18 protein-coding genes are annotated in these 16,054 nt (G+C 48.8%); 16 read left to right on the top strand and 2 right to left on the bottom strand.

Annotation, left to right across the window (positions count from 1 at the left end; genetic code table 11):
* The first annotated feature begins 182 nt into the window (after window positions 1-182).
* The 4 genes from BLQ82_RS32355 (at window position 183) to BLQ82_RS09145 (ending at window position 2,426) form a co-directional block, all read left to right on the top strand.
* The gene (locus tag BLQ82_RS32355) at window positions 183-371 is read left to right on the top strand and encodes a GNAT family N-acetyltransferase (RefSeq protein ID WP_062528198.1); all 189 of its coding nucleotides are present in this window, start codon (window positions 183-185) and stop codon (window positions 369-371) included.
* 177 nt (window positions 372-548) lie between these two features.
* Window positions 549-929, top strand: a complete 381-nt coding sequence (locus BLQ82_RS09155) for a GntR family transcriptional regulator (protein WP_062528199.1) — start codon at window positions 549-551, stop codon at window positions 927-929.
* Window positions 926-1,795 carry an ABC transporter ATP-binding protein gene (locus BLQ82_RS09150; RefSeq protein WP_062528200.1) on the top strand — a complete coding sequence of 290 codons (870 nt, stop codon included), beginning with the start codon at window positions 926-928 and terminating at the stop codon, window positions 1,793-1,795. The genes BLQ82_RS09155 and BLQ82_RS09150 overlap by 4 nt, the downstream gene beginning before the upstream one ends.
* A complete protein-coding gene (locus tag BLQ82_RS09145; RefSeq protein ID WP_062528201.1) occupies window positions 1,788-2,426 on the top strand; it encodes an ABC-2 transporter permease in 639 nt (212 codons plus the stop codon). Before BLQ82_RS09150 ends, BLQ82_RS09145 begins: the two co-directional genes overlap by 8 nt.
* A 197-nt stretch (window positions 2,427-2,623) precedes the next feature.
* On the opposite strand, the gene BLQ82_RS09140 is transcribed toward BLQ82_RS09145, so the two are convergent.
* Entirely contained in the window at window positions 2,624-2,965 is a 342-nt protein-coding gene (locus BLQ82_RS09140) for a ribosomal protein L7/L12 (RefSeq protein ID WP_074648081.1), read from the bottom strand.
* Window positions 2,966-3,109: 144 nt separating this feature from the next.
* On the opposite strand from BLQ82_RS09140, the gene BLQ82_RS09135 reads away from it, so the two are divergent.
* From BLQ82_RS09135 to BLQ82_RS09125, 3 genes are all read left to right on the top strand, one after another.
* A complete protein-coding gene (locus tag BLQ82_RS09135) occupies window positions 3,110-3,454 on the top strand; it encodes a hypothetical protein (RefSeq protein WP_062528203.1) in 345 nt (114 codons plus the stop codon).
* Window positions 3,455-3,611: 157 nt separating this feature from the next.
* Window positions 3,612-4,433, top strand: coding sequence for an SDR family oxidoreductase (locus BLQ82_RS09130; RefSeq protein WP_062528204.1), 822 nt, complete (start codon window positions 3,612-3,614; stop codon window positions 4,431-4,433).
* A gap of 89 nt (window positions 4,434-4,522) precedes the next feature.
* Window positions 4,523-5,101 (top strand): TetR/AcrR family transcriptional regulator, encoded by a 579-nt coding sequence (locus tag BLQ82_RS09125; protein ID WP_062528205.1) that lies wholly within the window; start codon window positions 4,523-4,525, stop codon window positions 5,099-5,101.
* Between the two features lie 55 nt (window positions 5,102-5,156).
* Here BLQ82_RS09125 and BLQ82_RS09120 read toward each other — a convergent pair whose 3' ends face one another.
* Window positions 5,157-6,761 carry a M4 family metallopeptidase gene (locus tag BLQ82_RS09120; protein WP_062528206.1) on the bottom strand — a complete coding sequence of 535 codons (1,605 nt, stop codon included), beginning with the start codon at window positions 6,759-6,761 and terminating at the stop codon, window positions 5,157-5,159.
* Between the two features lie 384 nt (window positions 6,762-7,145).
* Between BLQ82_RS09120 and BLQ82_RS09115 the strand changes: the two genes are divergently transcribed.
* The 9 genes from BLQ82_RS09115 to BLQ82_RS09075 all read left to right on the top strand — a co-directional run bounded on the left by BLQ82_RS09115 (window position 7,146) and on the right by BLQ82_RS09075 (window position 15,929).
* A complete protein-coding gene (locus BLQ82_RS09115) occupies window positions 7,146-7,577 on the top strand; it encodes a MarR family winged helix-turn-helix transcriptional regulator (RefSeq protein WP_143013386.1) in 432 nt (143 codons plus the stop codon).
* 144 nt (window positions 7,578-7,721) lie between these two features.
* Entirely contained in the window at window positions 7,722-8,582 is an 861-nt protein-coding gene (locus BLQ82_RS09110) for a Cof-type HAD-IIB family hydrolase (RefSeq protein WP_074648066.1), read from the top strand.
* A gap of 140 nt (window positions 8,583-8,722) precedes the next feature.
* Entirely contained in the window at window positions 8,723-10,342 is a 1,620-nt protein-coding gene (locus BLQ82_RS09105; protein WP_244280739.1) for an ABC transporter substrate-binding protein, read from the top strand.
* The gene (locus BLQ82_RS09100) at window positions 10,339-11,328 is read left to right on the top strand and encodes an ABC transporter permease (RefSeq protein WP_244280738.1); all 990 of its coding nucleotides are present in this window, start codon (window positions 10,339-10,341) and stop codon (window positions 11,326-11,328) included. Before BLQ82_RS09105 ends, BLQ82_RS09100 begins: the two co-directional genes overlap by 4 nt.
* A 53-nt stretch (window positions 11,329-11,381) precedes the next feature.
* Window positions 11,382-12,191: an ABC transporter permease gene (locus BLQ82_RS09095; protein WP_244280737.1), complete on the top strand. Its 810-nt coding sequence runs from the start codon at window positions 11,382-11,384 to the stop codon at window positions 12,189-12,191.
* Complete coding sequence (locus BLQ82_RS09090; protein WP_244280736.1) at window positions 12,188-12,952, top strand: ABC transporter ATP-binding protein; 765 nt, start codon at window positions 12,188-12,190, stop codon at window positions 12,950-12,952. Before BLQ82_RS09095 ends, BLQ82_RS09090 begins: the two co-directional genes overlap by 4 nt.
* Window positions 12,945-13,730 carry an ABC transporter ATP-binding protein gene (locus tag BLQ82_RS09085; RefSeq protein WP_062528210.1) on the top strand — a complete coding sequence of 262 codons (786 nt, stop codon included), beginning with the start codon at window positions 12,945-12,947 and terminating at the stop codon, window positions 13,728-13,730. The genes BLQ82_RS09090 and BLQ82_RS09085 overlap by 8 nt, the downstream gene beginning before the upstream one ends.
* On the top strand, window positions 13,714-14,772 hold the full coding sequence (locus BLQ82_RS09080) for a pyridoxal-phosphate-dependent aminotransferase family protein (RefSeq protein ID WP_062528211.1): 1,059 nt from the start codon (window positions 13,714-13,716) through the stop codon (window positions 14,770-14,772). Before BLQ82_RS09085 ends, BLQ82_RS09080 begins: the two co-directional genes overlap by 17 nt.
* Window positions 14,769-15,929, top strand: coding sequence for an amidohydrolase family protein (locus BLQ82_RS09075; protein ID WP_244280735.1), 1,161 nt, complete (start codon window positions 14,769-14,771; stop codon window positions 15,927-15,929). The genes BLQ82_RS09080 and BLQ82_RS09075 overlap by 4 nt, the downstream gene beginning before the upstream one ends.
* Window positions 15,930-16,054: the final 125 nt, after the last annotated feature.

Here is a 16,054-nt window from a genome sequence, read left to right as displayed (position 1 = left end):
CGTTTATTTTGCATTAAATTGAAGGGTAGAATTATTTCAGTAAACCAAGTGTAAAATAAATTATTGATGCTCCTAACGAACAAGTAATGCTTATTGGGTGCGTAAGCTTACGTGTTTGAAAAAGTGTAAATCAAGCTGAGCTAGGCTATTGGCTAGGCCGTCCTTTTTGGGGGTAAGGTTATGTGACTGAAGCAGCACAAAAGATAGTTAAATTTGGTTTTGAGGCTTACAAGGTTATGCAGAAAATTGGGATGAAGCCAGAAGACAATTTGCCTAAACAAATCTTAGAGTCCGGTATGTACGAAGATTTAGTTCATTATGGTATGGTTAAATCAATGATGATTACGCTACGGAGAACATTCGTTCAATGAAACAGCGACAGTCTGGGACCTTATTTTCTCGTCCTTTGCTGTCGCTGTTTTAATTTCTAAGGTCAGTCTAATCCTTTATTTCTGATGGCAGTGGAAATCTTGACAAGCAAATGAATAGTGTATATATTACACATATACATTAAATACAGTAAGTACAGAAGGTGCTGATGCCGCAACATGAATATTTTGATCTCTAGTACTTCCGGCGAGCCGATCTATGCGCAGATAGCAGGACAGGTCCGCCAACTGATTCTCCAGGGTGAACTGGTCTCCGGAACACCGTTGCCTTCCATCCGCCAGCTGGCCAAAGATCTGCAAATCAGCGTCATCACCACCAAACGTGCGTATGAGGAGCTCGAACGGGAAGGCCTCATTAACTCTGTCGTCGGCAAGGGATCGTTCGTATCCGGGGCAGATCAGGAATTCATCCGGGAACAACGGCTGCGGATTATGGAGGGGAAGCTGAAAGAGATTATCGACGAGAGCAGGCTTTTGGGAATGGAATATACCGAGCTTGCGGAAATGCTTAAACTGCTCTATGAGGAGGAAAAAGAATGAGCGACGTCATTAAGCTGCAGGGCTTAAGCAAAAGCTATGACCGTTTTGCACTGCGCGATATTTCGCTAGGTATCAAGGAGGGGTATATTACGGGACTGATCGGCCCGAATGGGGCGGGCAAAACCAGCCTGATCAAAATGATTATGGGCATGGTCTATCCGGACCAGGGTGACATTCAGCTGTTCGGGAAGAACCATCTGCAGCAGCAGGCGGCGAACAAGGATCGGATAGGCTATGTTTCAGATGAAAATATCTATTACGAGCACCTCACGGTCAAAGATATGAAACGGGTCATCGCCCCATTTTATACACGCTGGGATGAGAAGACTTACCTGAAGTACCAGGAGAAATTCAAGCTTCCGCCCGGCAAGAAGATCAAGGATCTGTCCAAAGGAATGAAAATCAAGTTCTCGCTTGCGGTTGCCCTGTCACATGGAGCGGATCTGCTGATTATGGATGAGCCCACTTCAGGGCTGGACCCGATTTTCCGCAGGGAGCTGCTGGAGCTGCTCAGTGAGCACATCCAGGATGAGAAGAAGTCGATTGTGTTCTCCACACATAACACCTCGGATCTGGACCGGATTGCAGATTATATTGTATTTATTAATGAGGGGCGGCTTGTCTTTAACGAGATGAGGGAGACGCTCACAGAGAAGTACCTGCTGGTTAAAGGCGGAAGGGAACTGCTCGACCGGGACGTCCGGCACATGTTCATCGGCATCCGGGAGACTGGTGTGGGTTTTGAAGGGCTGATCGGCAACAGGGTGGAAGGGGAGCGCTATTTCAAGGATACCGCCATTTGCGAGATGCCTACGCTGGAGGAGATTATGTATTTTACGGTAAAAGGAAGTGAAGCTCATGTATAGCTCGTTCTACCTGATCCGCAAGGACTTTATCCTGACACGCAAATATCTTTTGCTTCTTCTTCTCTTTTACATGGTCATAGGTTATTCTAATCTGGAATCTTACATAGTGTCTGCACTGTTCCCATCCATGCTGATGCTGATGAACGCCTGCTCCCTGGATGTGCAGCATAATAACCAGCGCTTCCTTGTCAGTCTTCCGCTACCGCGTCATCAACTCGTGCTGGCCAAATATTTGAGTCTGCTGCCGTATGCTGCTATCAGTCTGACCTGTACGCTGCTTATTTATCTGGCCGGGGTTGCAACAGGGCGAACCATTGAACCGATTGCCTGGAGAGAATTATTGCTCGTCATCGCGTGCTTCCCGCTTCTTGCTTCGTTTTATTTTCCGCTATATTACTGGCTGGGACAAAAAGGGATGCAAATTGTAAATATGATCTTCATGATGCTGGTCATGATAGGCTACCCAGCAATTCCCAGTGTAAACAAAAAATTTCCCGGACTGTTTGACTGGATAAACTCGGCAACCACAGACAATATCCTATTGTGGGCTATCGGCGGTATGGCCTATCTATTCTTTATTTACTGCTCTTATCTAATCTCGCTACGGGTTTTTGTTAAGAAAGATATTTAACTTGGATTAATAGTATCCAAACTGAATCCTGATCACGAATGAAGTAGTATTTATCCAGAAGCATATTTTAGTACAAACCATACTCAGCATAGGGTGTGGTTTTTTTTGTACCCAAGGAAAGGGTCTTAAGCTTATTTATAGTAGAGTTGAATTCTGCAGTAAGCAGACGTAAAAACTACCTGGAATCATAAAAAGGTTCATCTGCCTTGTTCCATACGATCCACATAATTCTTGGCATCCTTCAGGGATAAATCCCGTGCTTCACGCAGTACCTTAATGGCCTGAATTTTCTTGCCTTCGGCCAGCAGCAGGTGCAGCCTGCGCTCCAGATCGGGTGCAACCTCCATGTTCTGTATATACTGGGGTGTCGGAGCATCTATCCCCGGTGTTATTATCCCTCCGCCCATTACTGAACGGCTGTCGATCCGCTCAAGCTGTGACTCCAAATCTTTGATGCGTCTATTGAGGCTAAATACCCTGAGCAATAACAGCATAGCAAGAACCAGTGCGGTGATGGAGATCCAATCTGTGTTTTCCAAGGACATACCCTCCCTCTTTTCTATTAACATACCCGATCCTGTATAGCTTATCAATACTCTCTTTAATGAAGAATGTCATATCCCTCCGGTTGCAAACGTGATATTTTGTTCAAAAGTTTTGGATGAACCAGAGGGGGCTTGGATATGATTACTCCGGAAACGCTTGAAGAATATTACGTTAGGATTGGCAGACTGAAACAGAGATATTTACAGGAGCGTTTTGCGGAAGACCTGCCTGCGTTTACCTCCCGGGAAGAGGCTGCTTCCTGGTTCCGAAGTCTGTTTGGAGACAATTTTATCTTCGTTGAAGAAATGGATGCAGCCAATTCTGAGAAATACTATCTCTATGATATTATTCATGACAGGGAGTTCTGGGAGCGCCGGCAAAAAGATTTGAGAGAAAAAGGCACAGCCAACGGGCTTGGCATGCTGCTCTGCACCCAGCGGGTTGATATCTATGCGGATGGATCGGTGCAGATGGCATTTTGATCATAAAGAGGCTGCTTTTAGTCTGGCTGCCGAAGACTGCTTGACAGAAATCCCCGGAATGGGCATAATGGGATAGAATGATCGTTCTAGTGAGCGATATTTTTTTTGCACTAATTTAGAATGATCATTCGATCTAATGATTGAGGAGGATGTTATAATGGCTAATAAGACAATTTTTATTACTGGAACAAGCACCGGATTGGGACGGCTGACTGCAATACATTTTGCCAGGCTGGGTTGGAATGTAGCTGCGACAATGCGTACACCGGAACAGAAAAAGGAGCTTCAGCAGTATGAGAATGTGAAGCTGTTCAAGCTGGATGTAACGAAGGTGGATCAGGTTCAATCGGCTGCAGATCAGGCGATCGCCGCTTTCGGCCGGATTGATGTGGTGGTCAACAATGCGGGAATGGGTACCTACGGGCCGCTGGAGCTTGCTGAAGAAAAGGATATCGACTGGCAGTTTGCTGTAAATACGCGGGGTCCGATTAACATCATCCGCAAGTTTGTTCCCCATTTCAGAGCAAACGGCGGAGGGATGTTCATTAATATCAGCTCGTTCATGGGTGTGACTACAGCAGTACCGCTGGGGTCATTATATAACATGTCCAAATTTGCGCTGGAAGGTTTGATTGAAGGGCTGTATTATGAGCTGAAGCCCCAGAATATTGAACTCCGGCTGATTGAACAGGGCGGGTCGACCGGCAACAACTTCCAGAATAATATGGTATGGAACAGGGACCCAAATGTGGACGTCTACGATGAAATGATCGGCAAAGTTTCAGGAATGATGCAGCATGCAGACAGCAGCCGTCTCGATGATCCGCAGACCATTGTTGATGCGATAGCAGCGCTGGCGACAGGAGAGAGCAGCAGGTTCCGTACTGTCATTGGGGAAGACGGAAATCGTCTGCTCGCAATGCGGAATTCGGTACCCATCGAGCAATATCTGGAGGCTATCGCGCAGGGTTACAAGTAAACTGCTTGACAAGGGGAAGGTCATGCCTTAAATTAGAATGAATGTTCTGTCTAACGAGACGTTCATCTTATAATTAGGAGGTAAGCCTTTTGTTCGATAAGTACAACAAGGTACAGAAAGCGGTACTTGAAACTACGCTGGCGCTGATTATCGAGAAGGAGCTCCAGGCTACATCCATGTCTTTGATTGCCAAGAAATCCGGGATCTCAACGGGTAGCATTTATCATTACTTTGAGAGCAAGGAAGCCATTATCAATGAGCTGTACAAAGGCATCGTCAGCTTCAACGGCCAGGTGGTGCTGGAGGGTTTTTTCACAGATGAGCCGATTCGTACGCGGCTGGAGCGGGCCTGGGAGAATCTGATCCGGGTATCTCTGAAGTACCCGCACGGCTTTCAGTTCATTGAGCAATATTCCTTTTCACCTTATATCTATGATGAAGTGAAAAAAACGGCGTATAAGGAAGGCTGGTGTCTTTCGCTGGAAAAAGTATACCAGGAAGCCATCGAAGCGAAGCTGTTCCGGGCTATGGAGCCTAAATTCATGGTACAAATGCATTACGGATCTATCGTATATACCGTCAAAGCCTCGCTGAACCATGATCTGACGATGGACGAAGCAGCCATCCGGGGGCTGCTGGATTCCTGCTGGAAAAGCTTCAGTATTTAAAAAAATAAAACAGGCCAGTGATCATTTCTGATCATTTGGCCTGTTCTTTTAGCGTTTAATACACCCCAACCGCATTATACGCTTGAGTCACAGCCGTAACCTGAGCCGAGCCTGCTCCAAACAGCTCAGTTGCAGACTGGATGACTGCTTCGCGGGCAGCGGAGAAATCAGAATAGGTGGAAAGGTAATAGACCAGTGCATTGTAATAGATCTGAACAGCATCCTCGCGGCCAATTCCCGCTACTGTCACTCCGTTGAATGTACCGCCCTGGGCAACCAGATAAAAAGCCTTGTTATTGATGCCGCTGTTCGTATGCACACCGCCGTTATCGTCGGAACCGGTATACCGGTCGCTGTATTTGTCAGGCTGTCCATAGAGCGTTGGATTGGCCAGTGAACGCAGAGCGTCACCTGGTACACCCGGTGTATAGACCTTGTCACCTATCAGCCAGTTATCCCCTTCGATGGAGTTTCCGATGATGTCAGAGAAGGATTCATTTAGAGCTCCCGGTTCGCCGTAGTATTCAAGATTGGCTGTGTTCTCGGTCACGCCATGTGTAAGCTCATGTCCCACAACATCCAAGTCCCCGGATAAAAGAGTAAATATAGTCCCGTCCCCATCACCAAAAACAATCTGTGAACCATTCCAGAATGCGTTGTTATAGGAAGTGTAATAGTGGACAGTGGAACGGATCTGCAGCCCTTTGTTGTCTAAGCTGTTGCGCCCAAAGTGCTGGAGATAATAATCGTAGGTTCTTTCCGCATACGTATGGGCATCGACACCAGCTCTATCCGACCATACATTTGTAGAACTGGTCAGCAAACTTCCCGGAAGAGAGGTCCGGTTCTTGGCTGTGTAAGTAACGATGCCTTTACCCCGTGTGTTGTCATACAGCTGATAGGTCGAGCCGGAAAGCCGCGTCTCGAAAGTCTTAGTATCGCCGTTAACCCCTGTACCCGTACCAGTCAGATCTTCCAGTATATTGTATTTGAACAGCACGCTTCCGTCTTCTGCAGAGATGAAGTACCGGATTCGCAGCGGCTCGGGTTCGAGCACATTAACTTCTGTCTTGTAAGTCAGTTTCGGTTCACCAGCCACAATAAAATAATACAAATCCGCTTTAGGCGCAATTTGCGCTTCGCCAAGAGGACCATACTGCTGTGCAGCATCTGTTTCGGCAGCGGAGACGGCTTCGGCGCCGGAGATGGTTTTGAGCTGAATAAGCGGCTGCGGGATGGACTGGTATACATCTTCAACTACAGTTCCAAGCAGGGAAGTGACGTTGCCGCTTTTGTCGATATGAATGGTCTGATCCGCTCCATACACCGGTATTCCATTAATATATTGGCTTAGCCGGTAGTGCTGGCTGCCTGTTTTGCTGTTGGTCTGCTGCTCCTTAATTTGGAATCTTCCGCGGATATTATCCTTGGAGGACAGATGCAGATTGCCTTTGACGCTTTCCAGATAATTGTATACCTGTTCCTCTGAACCATCTCCCGCTGGTGCTTTCGACGACTGGCCTGTAATTGAAATAGGGGAAGAACCTGCGAACAGCTCTGCGGGTTGATTACGCTCAGTGCTCTCGGCTGCCATACCAACGGATGCAAATGAACCTAACGCTACAATGCCAGAAAGAAGGGAAGCTAAACTTTTTTTCATAATAAATACTCCTCCGATCTAAAAAGTTGGTTTTAACCTTGCCGAGTTCCTGCAGACATTTTTTATCTGGCCTACTCAAGCTGCGATCTGTGATGTAAAGTAGAAGAGCGGACACAACCCCTTTCGTTTTTCGTGAGACTTATAGCTACATTCTTAATCTACCAAAAAATTTTGTAGATATAGCAAAAAATGTAATTATAGTATTTACATTATATTTACAGAGTTTCTCATCAACTGTGATTAAAATCACAATTAATAAAATAAATTCAAAAAATAATATTTATGGAATCATTAGTAAATACGAAGTTGACTGTTAGATTGATGAAGTGTATGATTCTCATATAATTAGATATCTAACTTTATTTTTAGTAAAGGAGCAGCTGTATGACTAAACGAATGTCGAACACGCCATTTTCAGATCTGATCCGGGAAATCGGGCTGAAAAAGAAAAAAGACGCTGATGACAGATTAGCTGAACTGGGTCTTAATGCACAGCAGGGACAAATGATCGGCTACATTGCAGAGCATGAGGACAAGGGCCTGATTCAAAAAGATCTGGCGGAGCATTTCAACCGCAAGGAAGCCAGCATCACCAGCATGCTTCAAGGCCTGGAGAAAAAAGGGTATATCAAACGCGTGATCCCGAAAGAAAACGAACGGCAGAAAAAAATATACCTGTTGGACAAAGCAGCGGTTCTGGTGGAAGAGTTCAATGAGATTTTTGCAGAAGTGGAAAAAAGCATCACCGATGGCCTTACGGCTGAGGAAGCGGAGACGCTAATGAAATTGCTGCTCAAGGTAAATGCGAATCTATAGGATAAATGATAATACGCGGGAGGCTCACTGAATTTGGGCGGCTCGCTTTTTTGTGATGGTAACTGGCCCCCGCTTGACATGAAATGCATTTCACAATTTACAGTAAAGGGGAGACAATATAAATAGATATGGGGAGAACTTACGATGAACATCAAGTTAATTGCAGTCGATATGGACGGTACATTTTTAGACGATAAAAAGAACTACCATCAGAAATGGTTCAAACAGCTATATGCAGTAATGAAGGCTAAAGGTGTCCATTTTGTGGTGGCGAGCGGGAACCAGTACTATAAGCTGAAAACGATTTTTGAAGATATCCAGGATGAGCTCGCATATGTTGCGGAGAACGGCGCCTATGTCATCGATGGGACCGAAGTATTGTTTACCGGTGAGATTGCACCGGATCAGGTGAAGCTAATCGTGGAGAAGCTGGGTCAATATGAGGAGATTTCTGCCGTCATGTGCGGAGTGAATGGAGCGTATGTTCTCGAGAGCGCCAGCAATGAATTCTATGAGCTCATGTGCCGTTATTATCCGAGGCTGGAGAAGGTAAGCACATTTGGGCAGGTCAAAGACCAGATTTTCAAATTTTCCTTAATTACTCCTGACTTGGCTGCTGGCGGGGTTGATAAATATCTGCCCCTGTTGATGGAAGAATTGAAGGGAGTCGTAGACCCGGTGACCAGTGGACACCAGTGTATTGATCTGATCATCCCTGGCTGCCATAAGGCCTCGGGGCTTGAACGCCTGCTGAAGCGCTATGGTGTCCGGCCGGATGAATGTGCAGCGTTTGGAGACAGCAGCAATGATATTGAGATGCTGAAGCTGTGCAAATACAGTTACGCGATGGAGAACGCTTCGCCCGAAGTCAAGGCTATAGTCAATTATCATACGGTGAGCAATAATCAGCATGGTGTGCTGCATGAAATTTCCCTGCTTTTGGGAGAACCTTCCTTGCTGGAAAATATAGAAGAAGGGAAGCTGACTGCGGAAAAACAGAATTGAAGCGAATTCATTTCCTGTACTGGATAAATTAGAACAACAATGAGTCTGGATATGATTTTTTGTTTGACAGATAAGGTCGAGTAATCCATAATTCAATCCATACTAAACACATATGATTTATATGAAGGAGTGGGTCCTACGTGTCAAATTCAAAAAAAGTATTTAGAAAACCGATGGGGTTAGGGACATTGGCAATCCTGTTTTTAGTATTGCTTGCAGGATGCTCCGGGTCGGGCAACAAAGCTGATCCAGCGAATACTGCCCAGGAAAGTGCCAGTCCGGCACCGGTTCAGAGTGCCGCTGCGGCGGAACCGGCAACAGGAGGAACTTTTGTATATGGACGGCCTGCGGCGGTAACCTCGTTCGATCTGCATAATGAAATTACGTCGAACAACGCGTTTGCGATTGATAAAGTGTTTGAGTCTCTGGTTGCTTTTGACAGCAAAGGCGAAATTGTGGACTGGCTTGCCAAGTCACACAGCATCAGTGAAGACGGCTTGACGTACACGTTCGTACTCCGCGATGGGTTGAAGTTCTCGAACGGTACAGATGTAACGGCTGAAGATGCAGTATTTTCACTGAATCGTCATCTGAAGGTGGGCGGTCCGCTGGAGATATCAGCTAAGGTTGCTACCGTCAAAGCGCAGGATAAGCAAACGCTGGTCATTACGCTTAAAGAGCCATACACACCGTTTATCTCAGAGCTGTCCAACTTCTCCAACGGCATTCTTCCGAACAATTTCGGCGGAGTGGCCGAAGCAGAGTTTTTCAAAAAACCGGTAGGTACCGGACCCTTCGTTGTGGAGTCTTGGGACCCGGCAGGCGATCTGACGTTTACCAAGAATCCGAACTATTGGCAGGAAGGCAAACCGTATATCGACAAGCTTGTGTACAAGCTGATCGAAGACGACAGCCAGGCCATCAACCAGTTAAAAGCGGGCGAAGTAAACGCGATTGAATCCCTGGCGCTGCAAAATGCCAATGAAATCAAAAATGGTACTGACACTGCCGTACTGACGAATGGCAGCTGGGTAACGGAGCAGCTGTTCTTCAATACACTGGACGAGCATTTCAAGGATGTCCACGTCCGCCGTGCCCTGGCTCTGGCACTGGATCGTGACGGGTTGACCAAGGCGCTTACCTTTGGTTATGCGAAGACGGCAAATTCCTTGCTGCCGGTAACGATTCCATATAATGCTAATGACACGATCAAGTCACTGAATTTCAATGTGGATGAAGCCAAAGCAGAGCTTGCCAAATCTGCCTTCCCTGACGGGTTCAGCACGAAATTGCTGGTAGCTTCCGGCAACAGCACAAGAGCGCAAGAGGCGCAGATTATCCAGGCAGCGGGCCAGAATATTGGCATCAAGATTGAGATTGAATCGGTTGAATTGGCCGCTTTCCGTGAACGATTCTTCGCTTACGATTTCGCAGCAATGCTGAACAGCGGCCAAGCCGACTCTCCGGAAGCGAACTCGATCCTTGCTTTCCAGACGGACCCTGAAGGCTTCAGCAAATCGTACTGGACCCACTATACTAACGATGAAGTAACCAAGCTCCTTCATGAAGGACAAAAAACAGCGGATGGTGATGGCCGTGCAGAGATCTACTCCAAGCTGCTGCAGACCCTGGCCGATGAAGTACCGTACATTCCGCTGTACTATCCTGATATCTTGATCGGTTCCCGTTCGTCCGTTCAAGGCCTGGTTGTTCTGCCTAACGGCAGCGTGCGCCTAGAAGCGGTTAGCATCAGCAAATGATGAAATTCAAGCTGGCGCCAACGGAGCGGACGGACGGCAATGCTTCTCACAAGTGGCTACTCATAGCCCTTGTGAGAGCATTGGCCGTGATCCTTTGCGTGATGACAGCGGTCTTTTTCATCATCCGCATTGTGCCGGGAGACCCCGCAAAAATGATTTTAGGAGAATACAGCACACCTGAGGCGCTCGAGAGCATGCATCATGCTCTCGGGCTTGACCTCCCTTTATGGGATCAATTCCTCCGTTTTATGAACACACTCTTTACCCAAGGGGATACTGGAAATTCCATCATTACGGGGACCTCGGCCAGAGAATTGATTGCACAGCGAGCACCCATTACATTGCTGCTCATTCTGCTGGCTTGTGTGCTGGCAATCATCATAGCGCTTCTGCTTGCTACGCTTGCAGCCACGCATAAGGATAAGCTGCTCGATCATTTGATCCGTATAATTCCTGCCATCACTCTGGGTATGCCAATCTTTTGGGTTGGCCTTCTTTTGATTCTGCTCTTCAGTGTCCGGCTGGGCTGGTTTCCGGTTGGCGGTGCAGGAGAAGGATGGAGCGGAACCCTGCACAGTCTTGCGCTTCCGGCGGTAACCGTCGCTTTTTCACAAATCCCGACCCTTGTCCGGTCGTTAAGAGCGCAAATGCTTGAAGTGCTGGAATCCGATTTTGTAGTGACCCTAAGGGCTGCCGGAATCCCGAACAGGGTTATTCTGTTTAAGCATGTGCTGCGCAACTCGGCGCTTCCCACCCTGATGCTGCTTGGAGTCAATATATCTTATCTGATTGGCGGTACACTGGTTGTTGAGCAGGTGTATGGCATCAAGGGCATTGGCAGCCTGTTGTTCACCTCCATTTCTAAGCGGGATTTTCCGGTTATTCAAGGCATAGCCCTGTACTGTGCACTTTCAGTGGTGATCATCAGTCTAGTGATTGAAATCATTTCCTGGTGGCTTGATCCCAGAACGAAAGGAAAACAATGAACTATATACAATTAGATCCACACTTACATGAGGGCGGCAGAACCGCTAACCGCTTGAAACGAATATGGAATACACCTTCACTGCTTGTGGGAAGCATTATGTTTGCCGTACTGATTATTCTGGCTGTATTCATCCCGTACTTAAGTCCTTATTCGCCTACTGAGCAGAATCTGAGCGCTTTTTTGCAGCCTCCGTCGGCAGCACATTGGCTGGGAACAGATCAGCTGGGGCGTGATTTGTTTACTAGACTGATCTATGCTGCGCGTACAGATTTGAAAATCATGGTTTTGGCGGAGATCATCCCCTTCTGCACAGGTGTATTTCTTGGAATGCTGGCAGGGTATTATGGAAAATGGCTCGATGCCGCTATTTCATTGCTGACAGACACATTTATTGCCTTTCCCTTTTATCTGATTGTCATTATCGTGGCCTTTGCCAGCGGAGCGGGAGAACGGGGCATTTATATCACTTTTATGCTGGTCGGATGGATCGTGTTTGCCCGTGTCGTCAGAGGCCTTAGCGCTTCATTCCGCAAGCAGGAGTGGGTTGCATCTGCGCAGACTTTGGGACTTCCCGGCGTAAGAATTATCCTGCGTCATCTGCTGCCCAATGTGCTGCCTCAAGCGGTGGTCGTTCTGATGACCGATATGGTCGGTCTGCTTGTCGCCATTGTTACACTCGGTTATCTCGGGATAGGCATAACACCGCCCACTCCGGACTGGGGAACCATGATCTCAGATGGACAACCCTTCATTACGACAGCCTGGTGGCTCTCGGCAGTGCCCGGATTCGCAGTAGTATATACAGGGATTGCATTATCTCTGGTTGGGGATGGATTGGCCGATATTTGGAGGAAAAAATGATGTCTACACATCCGGTTTTGGAAATAGAGGCACTGTCGCTGGCGGCAAAGTCTAATGAGGCATTAGTCCATAATGTCAGCTTTTCGCTTGGAAAAGGGGAGACTCTGGGATTGGTAGGGGAGTCGGGTTCCGGCAAATCGCTCACGCTGCGGGCCATTCTTGGGCTGCTGCCGCGCGGTGTGACACAGACGGGGGGCGTCATTAAGAGCGGGGCAAGGAGCGCGATGGTGTTTCAGGACCCGAGAGGTGCGCTTGACCCGCTCTGTCCGGTGGTGAAACAGCTGGCGGAAGTGGTGTATTACAGACAGCAGGTAAGCCGGAAGGCTTCACGCATGATCGCGCTGGAGCTGCTCGAAAGGCTCGGCTTGCCTGACTCTCTACAGAGGTCTGACCGGTATCCCAGCCAGCTCTCGGGCGGCCAGTGTCAGCGGATCGTCATTGCCATGGCGCTGGCCTGCAAACCAGGCATCCTGCTCTGTGATGAACCGACAACGGCGCTGGATGTAACCGTTCAGCGGCAAATTATTGAGACGATCACCAGCCTGCAGCAGGAACTCGGGTTCGCCATGGTCTTTGTCACCCATAACCTGGCGATTGCCGCCAACCTGTGCTCCAGACTATATGTGATGAAGGCGGGGGAGATTGTGGAGCACGGAGATACGCTTGATCTTTTGCAGCATCCGTCAGATCCTTATACGCAAATGCTGATTGATTCAGTGCTTCCATTGCCGGAGCTGGAAGGGGGCAGAATGAATGGGTAGCACGCTGCAAGTTCAAAATTTAACGGTCCGGTATGGGGGATTCACTGCGCTGGATAATATCAGCCTGAATCTGGAGGAGCATACTACCCTCGGGCTTGTTGGGGAGTCGGGTTCAGGGAAATCTACGCTGGCGCGGGTTATAGCCGGGCTGATCGCTCCAGACGAAGGGAAGATTCTGCTGGGATCTCAGGAATTGCTGAAGAAGAGAAGCCGGGAGCAGCATAAAAAGATCCAGATGATCTTTCAGAATCCGGATGCTTCACTGAATCCCAAGCATTCCATCCGGCAGATTCTCGCCGAAGCGCTGTTGTTTCATAAGATTGTACCCCGGCAGCAGGTGGAGCAGAGATGCAAAGAGCTTTTGGCCCGTGTTCACCTGGAGGCGAAGGCTCTGGACAGGTTCCCTCACGAATTCTCCGGCGGACAACGTCAACGGATTGCAATTGCCCGTGCATTAAGTGTGGAGCCCAGCCTGCTGATTGCGGATGAACCGACGAGTGCGCTCGATGTGTCCGTACAGCTTAGTGTGCTTGAACTGTTCAAGACGCTCACAACCGAACTTAATCTTACCATGCTGTTCATCTCCCATGATCTGGGAGTTATTCATGCCATCAGCGATACGGTAGCCGTTATGCGGCAGGGCAAGCTTGTTGAGAAGAGCGCCAAGGACCAATTCTTTACCCGCCCGGAACATGATTACAGCCGAGAGCTGTTGTCCGCGGTTCCCAAAATGCCGAACACCACTACAGCAGGAGGTTATTATGAACCCAGAACATAAAGGATTTGTGCCGTTGTCACTGGCAGAGTTCCATACACTTACCGGTTTGCTCTCCAAACTCTTGTACACACAACATCCCCCGGTCATTATCCCGGGTGAGGCGATTTTGGGTATTGAAGCCGTTGCTGCCGGGATAGCTGCGCCTGGCCGTACTTTTGTAAATGTGGTGACAGGCCCATACGGGAGATTATTTGGACAATGGCTGGAGCGGGGCGGGTCAGCGGTTGTAGAGGTTAAAGTGCCATTTGACGAAGTCGCAACAACCGGCGTGATTGCATCGGCGATTGAACAGTACCAGCCGGATGCGTTATCCTTCGTTCACGCTGAAGTGGTTACCGGCGGCTCAAATCCCGCTCAAGACATATTTAAGCTTGCACAGAAATACAAGCTTATTACCGTCTCGGACTCTGTCTCAGCAGTCGGGGGAGAAGCGCTGAATGTGGATGAATGGGGAGTAGACTTTGCGGTGATCGGTGCACAAAAAGCCTTGGCTGGGCCTAACGGCGTCAGTGCGGTGAGCATTTCACCGCGTGGCTGGGAATTTCTGGAGTCCAATCCTGCAGCTCCCCGCAACTCCATTCTGTCTTTGCTGGATTTGAAACCGTCCCCGGATGGGGCCGCGCCGCTGCGGGTTCCACCCAACATTCCCACCCTCGAGGCCAGAGCACTGATCGCGGCTCTGACACAGGTGGAGGAAGAGGGATTGCAGCAGGTTATCAAGCGCCATGAACGCGCCGCCGCCTCTGCTGTAGCCGGGATCACAGCATTGGGTCTTGATCCGTGGCAGAAGGACTTCAGACATTATTCTACACTGACTACAACGGTCCGGATCAACGGGAAAGAGGGCTTACAGATTAATCAGCCGATCGGTATTGTTGCACCCGGGGACGGCGAGCTATTCGGCCAGCTTTTGCGGATCAATCATTTTGGGGCAAATGCATCCCGGAATAGTGTAGAGAAAGCCATAGCGGCTCTGGCCCAATTATTAGAGCAAGAACCTGGGGAGGCCTTGCAGGCTGTCCGGGAGGTGTGGGGGGAATGAGCATCATCCATAAACGGCCCGCACTTCAGACCTTTAGCGGTATTTATATCGCAGATGTTCAGAGCAAACGGTTCGATATTATAGTCCAAGACGGGCGTTTCTCATCGATTGTTGAGCTGGAGCCGCAGTTAGAGGAGCCTGTTCACCCCGATCAGCAGTTATGGATAACTCCGGGGATCATTGATCTTCACACGCATTTGGCCTGGACCGACTTTGACCATGACGATCAGTTGAAACGCGACAGCCGTGAGATCGAAGCGATGCAGGCTGACGCGTTTGCAGCTACTTTGCTGACGGGTGTTACAACGGCACGTGATGCTGGCGGGATTCTGCCCAGCACCATCCGGCATCTTGTCCAGCATTATCAGCACCCTCTGCGGGTGCAGACCAGCAGCGATATGCTGGGGGCAGCCAATGCCCGGGGTATTCAGCATTTGCGCGGGCGGATGGCGCAAATTTTCGATACCGGGGCAGAGTGGATCAAAATCATGGCTACAGGCGGCCTAGGCGCACCTCCCGAGAAGGTAATCGATCCGAATTTTTCGGAAGAGGAGTTTGCCTTCATCGTCCGCCATGCTCATGAGCATCATAAAAAGGTTCTGGTACATACCTGGGGCGGAGTGACGATAGACTGGTCCATCCAGGCCGGTGTGGAATCCATCGAGCATGGGATGTTCCTGAGTGCGGAGCAGGCCGGGAGACTTGCCGAATCTGGAGTAGCTTTTGTGCCGACAACCTCGATCTACCGCATTGCAGCAGATCCGAAGGGTGTGCTGGGACTGAACCCGGTAATTTGCGACCGGGCTGCGCGTGCTGCCGAAGCCCACGCAAAAGCCATCAGCTTCGCCAAAAAGGCAGGCGTCCGCATAGGATTCGGCACGGATTATGCCACACCTGCGCTGCACGGGTACAACCTGCAGGAACTCGATACCTTAATGGAGTATGGGCTGACCCGGGCAGAAGTGTGGAAGTCTGCCACAGAGAGTGCTGCCGGAATTCTCGGCAGCGGCAATGCGTTGGGGCGTATCGCCGAAGGTTATATCGCCGATGCTGTTATTTACAATGCTGACCCGTATCAGGCACAAAACGCAGAGCAGCTTCGGAAAAGCATTGTTTCGGTCATGACCGGAGCGCAGGAATCGGATTTGATTAAATGATTTCAAGCTCAGGCTTGAGCTTGAAATCTGTTGTGTTCATATCCGGTAACTCCTATGAGATATTTTGTAGCAAATTTGCTGCCTGATTGCATTCTGTGCAATAGAACGCTCGATATTCTGCGAAT

This window comes from Paenibacillus jilunlii (assembly GCF_900102965.1).
Taxonomy (GTDB): Bacteria; Bacillota; Bacilli; order Paenibacillales; family Paenibacillaceae; genus Paenibacillus_AQ; species Paenibacillus_AQ jilunlii.
This window is presented reverse-complemented; position numbering and strand designations above follow the sequence as displayed.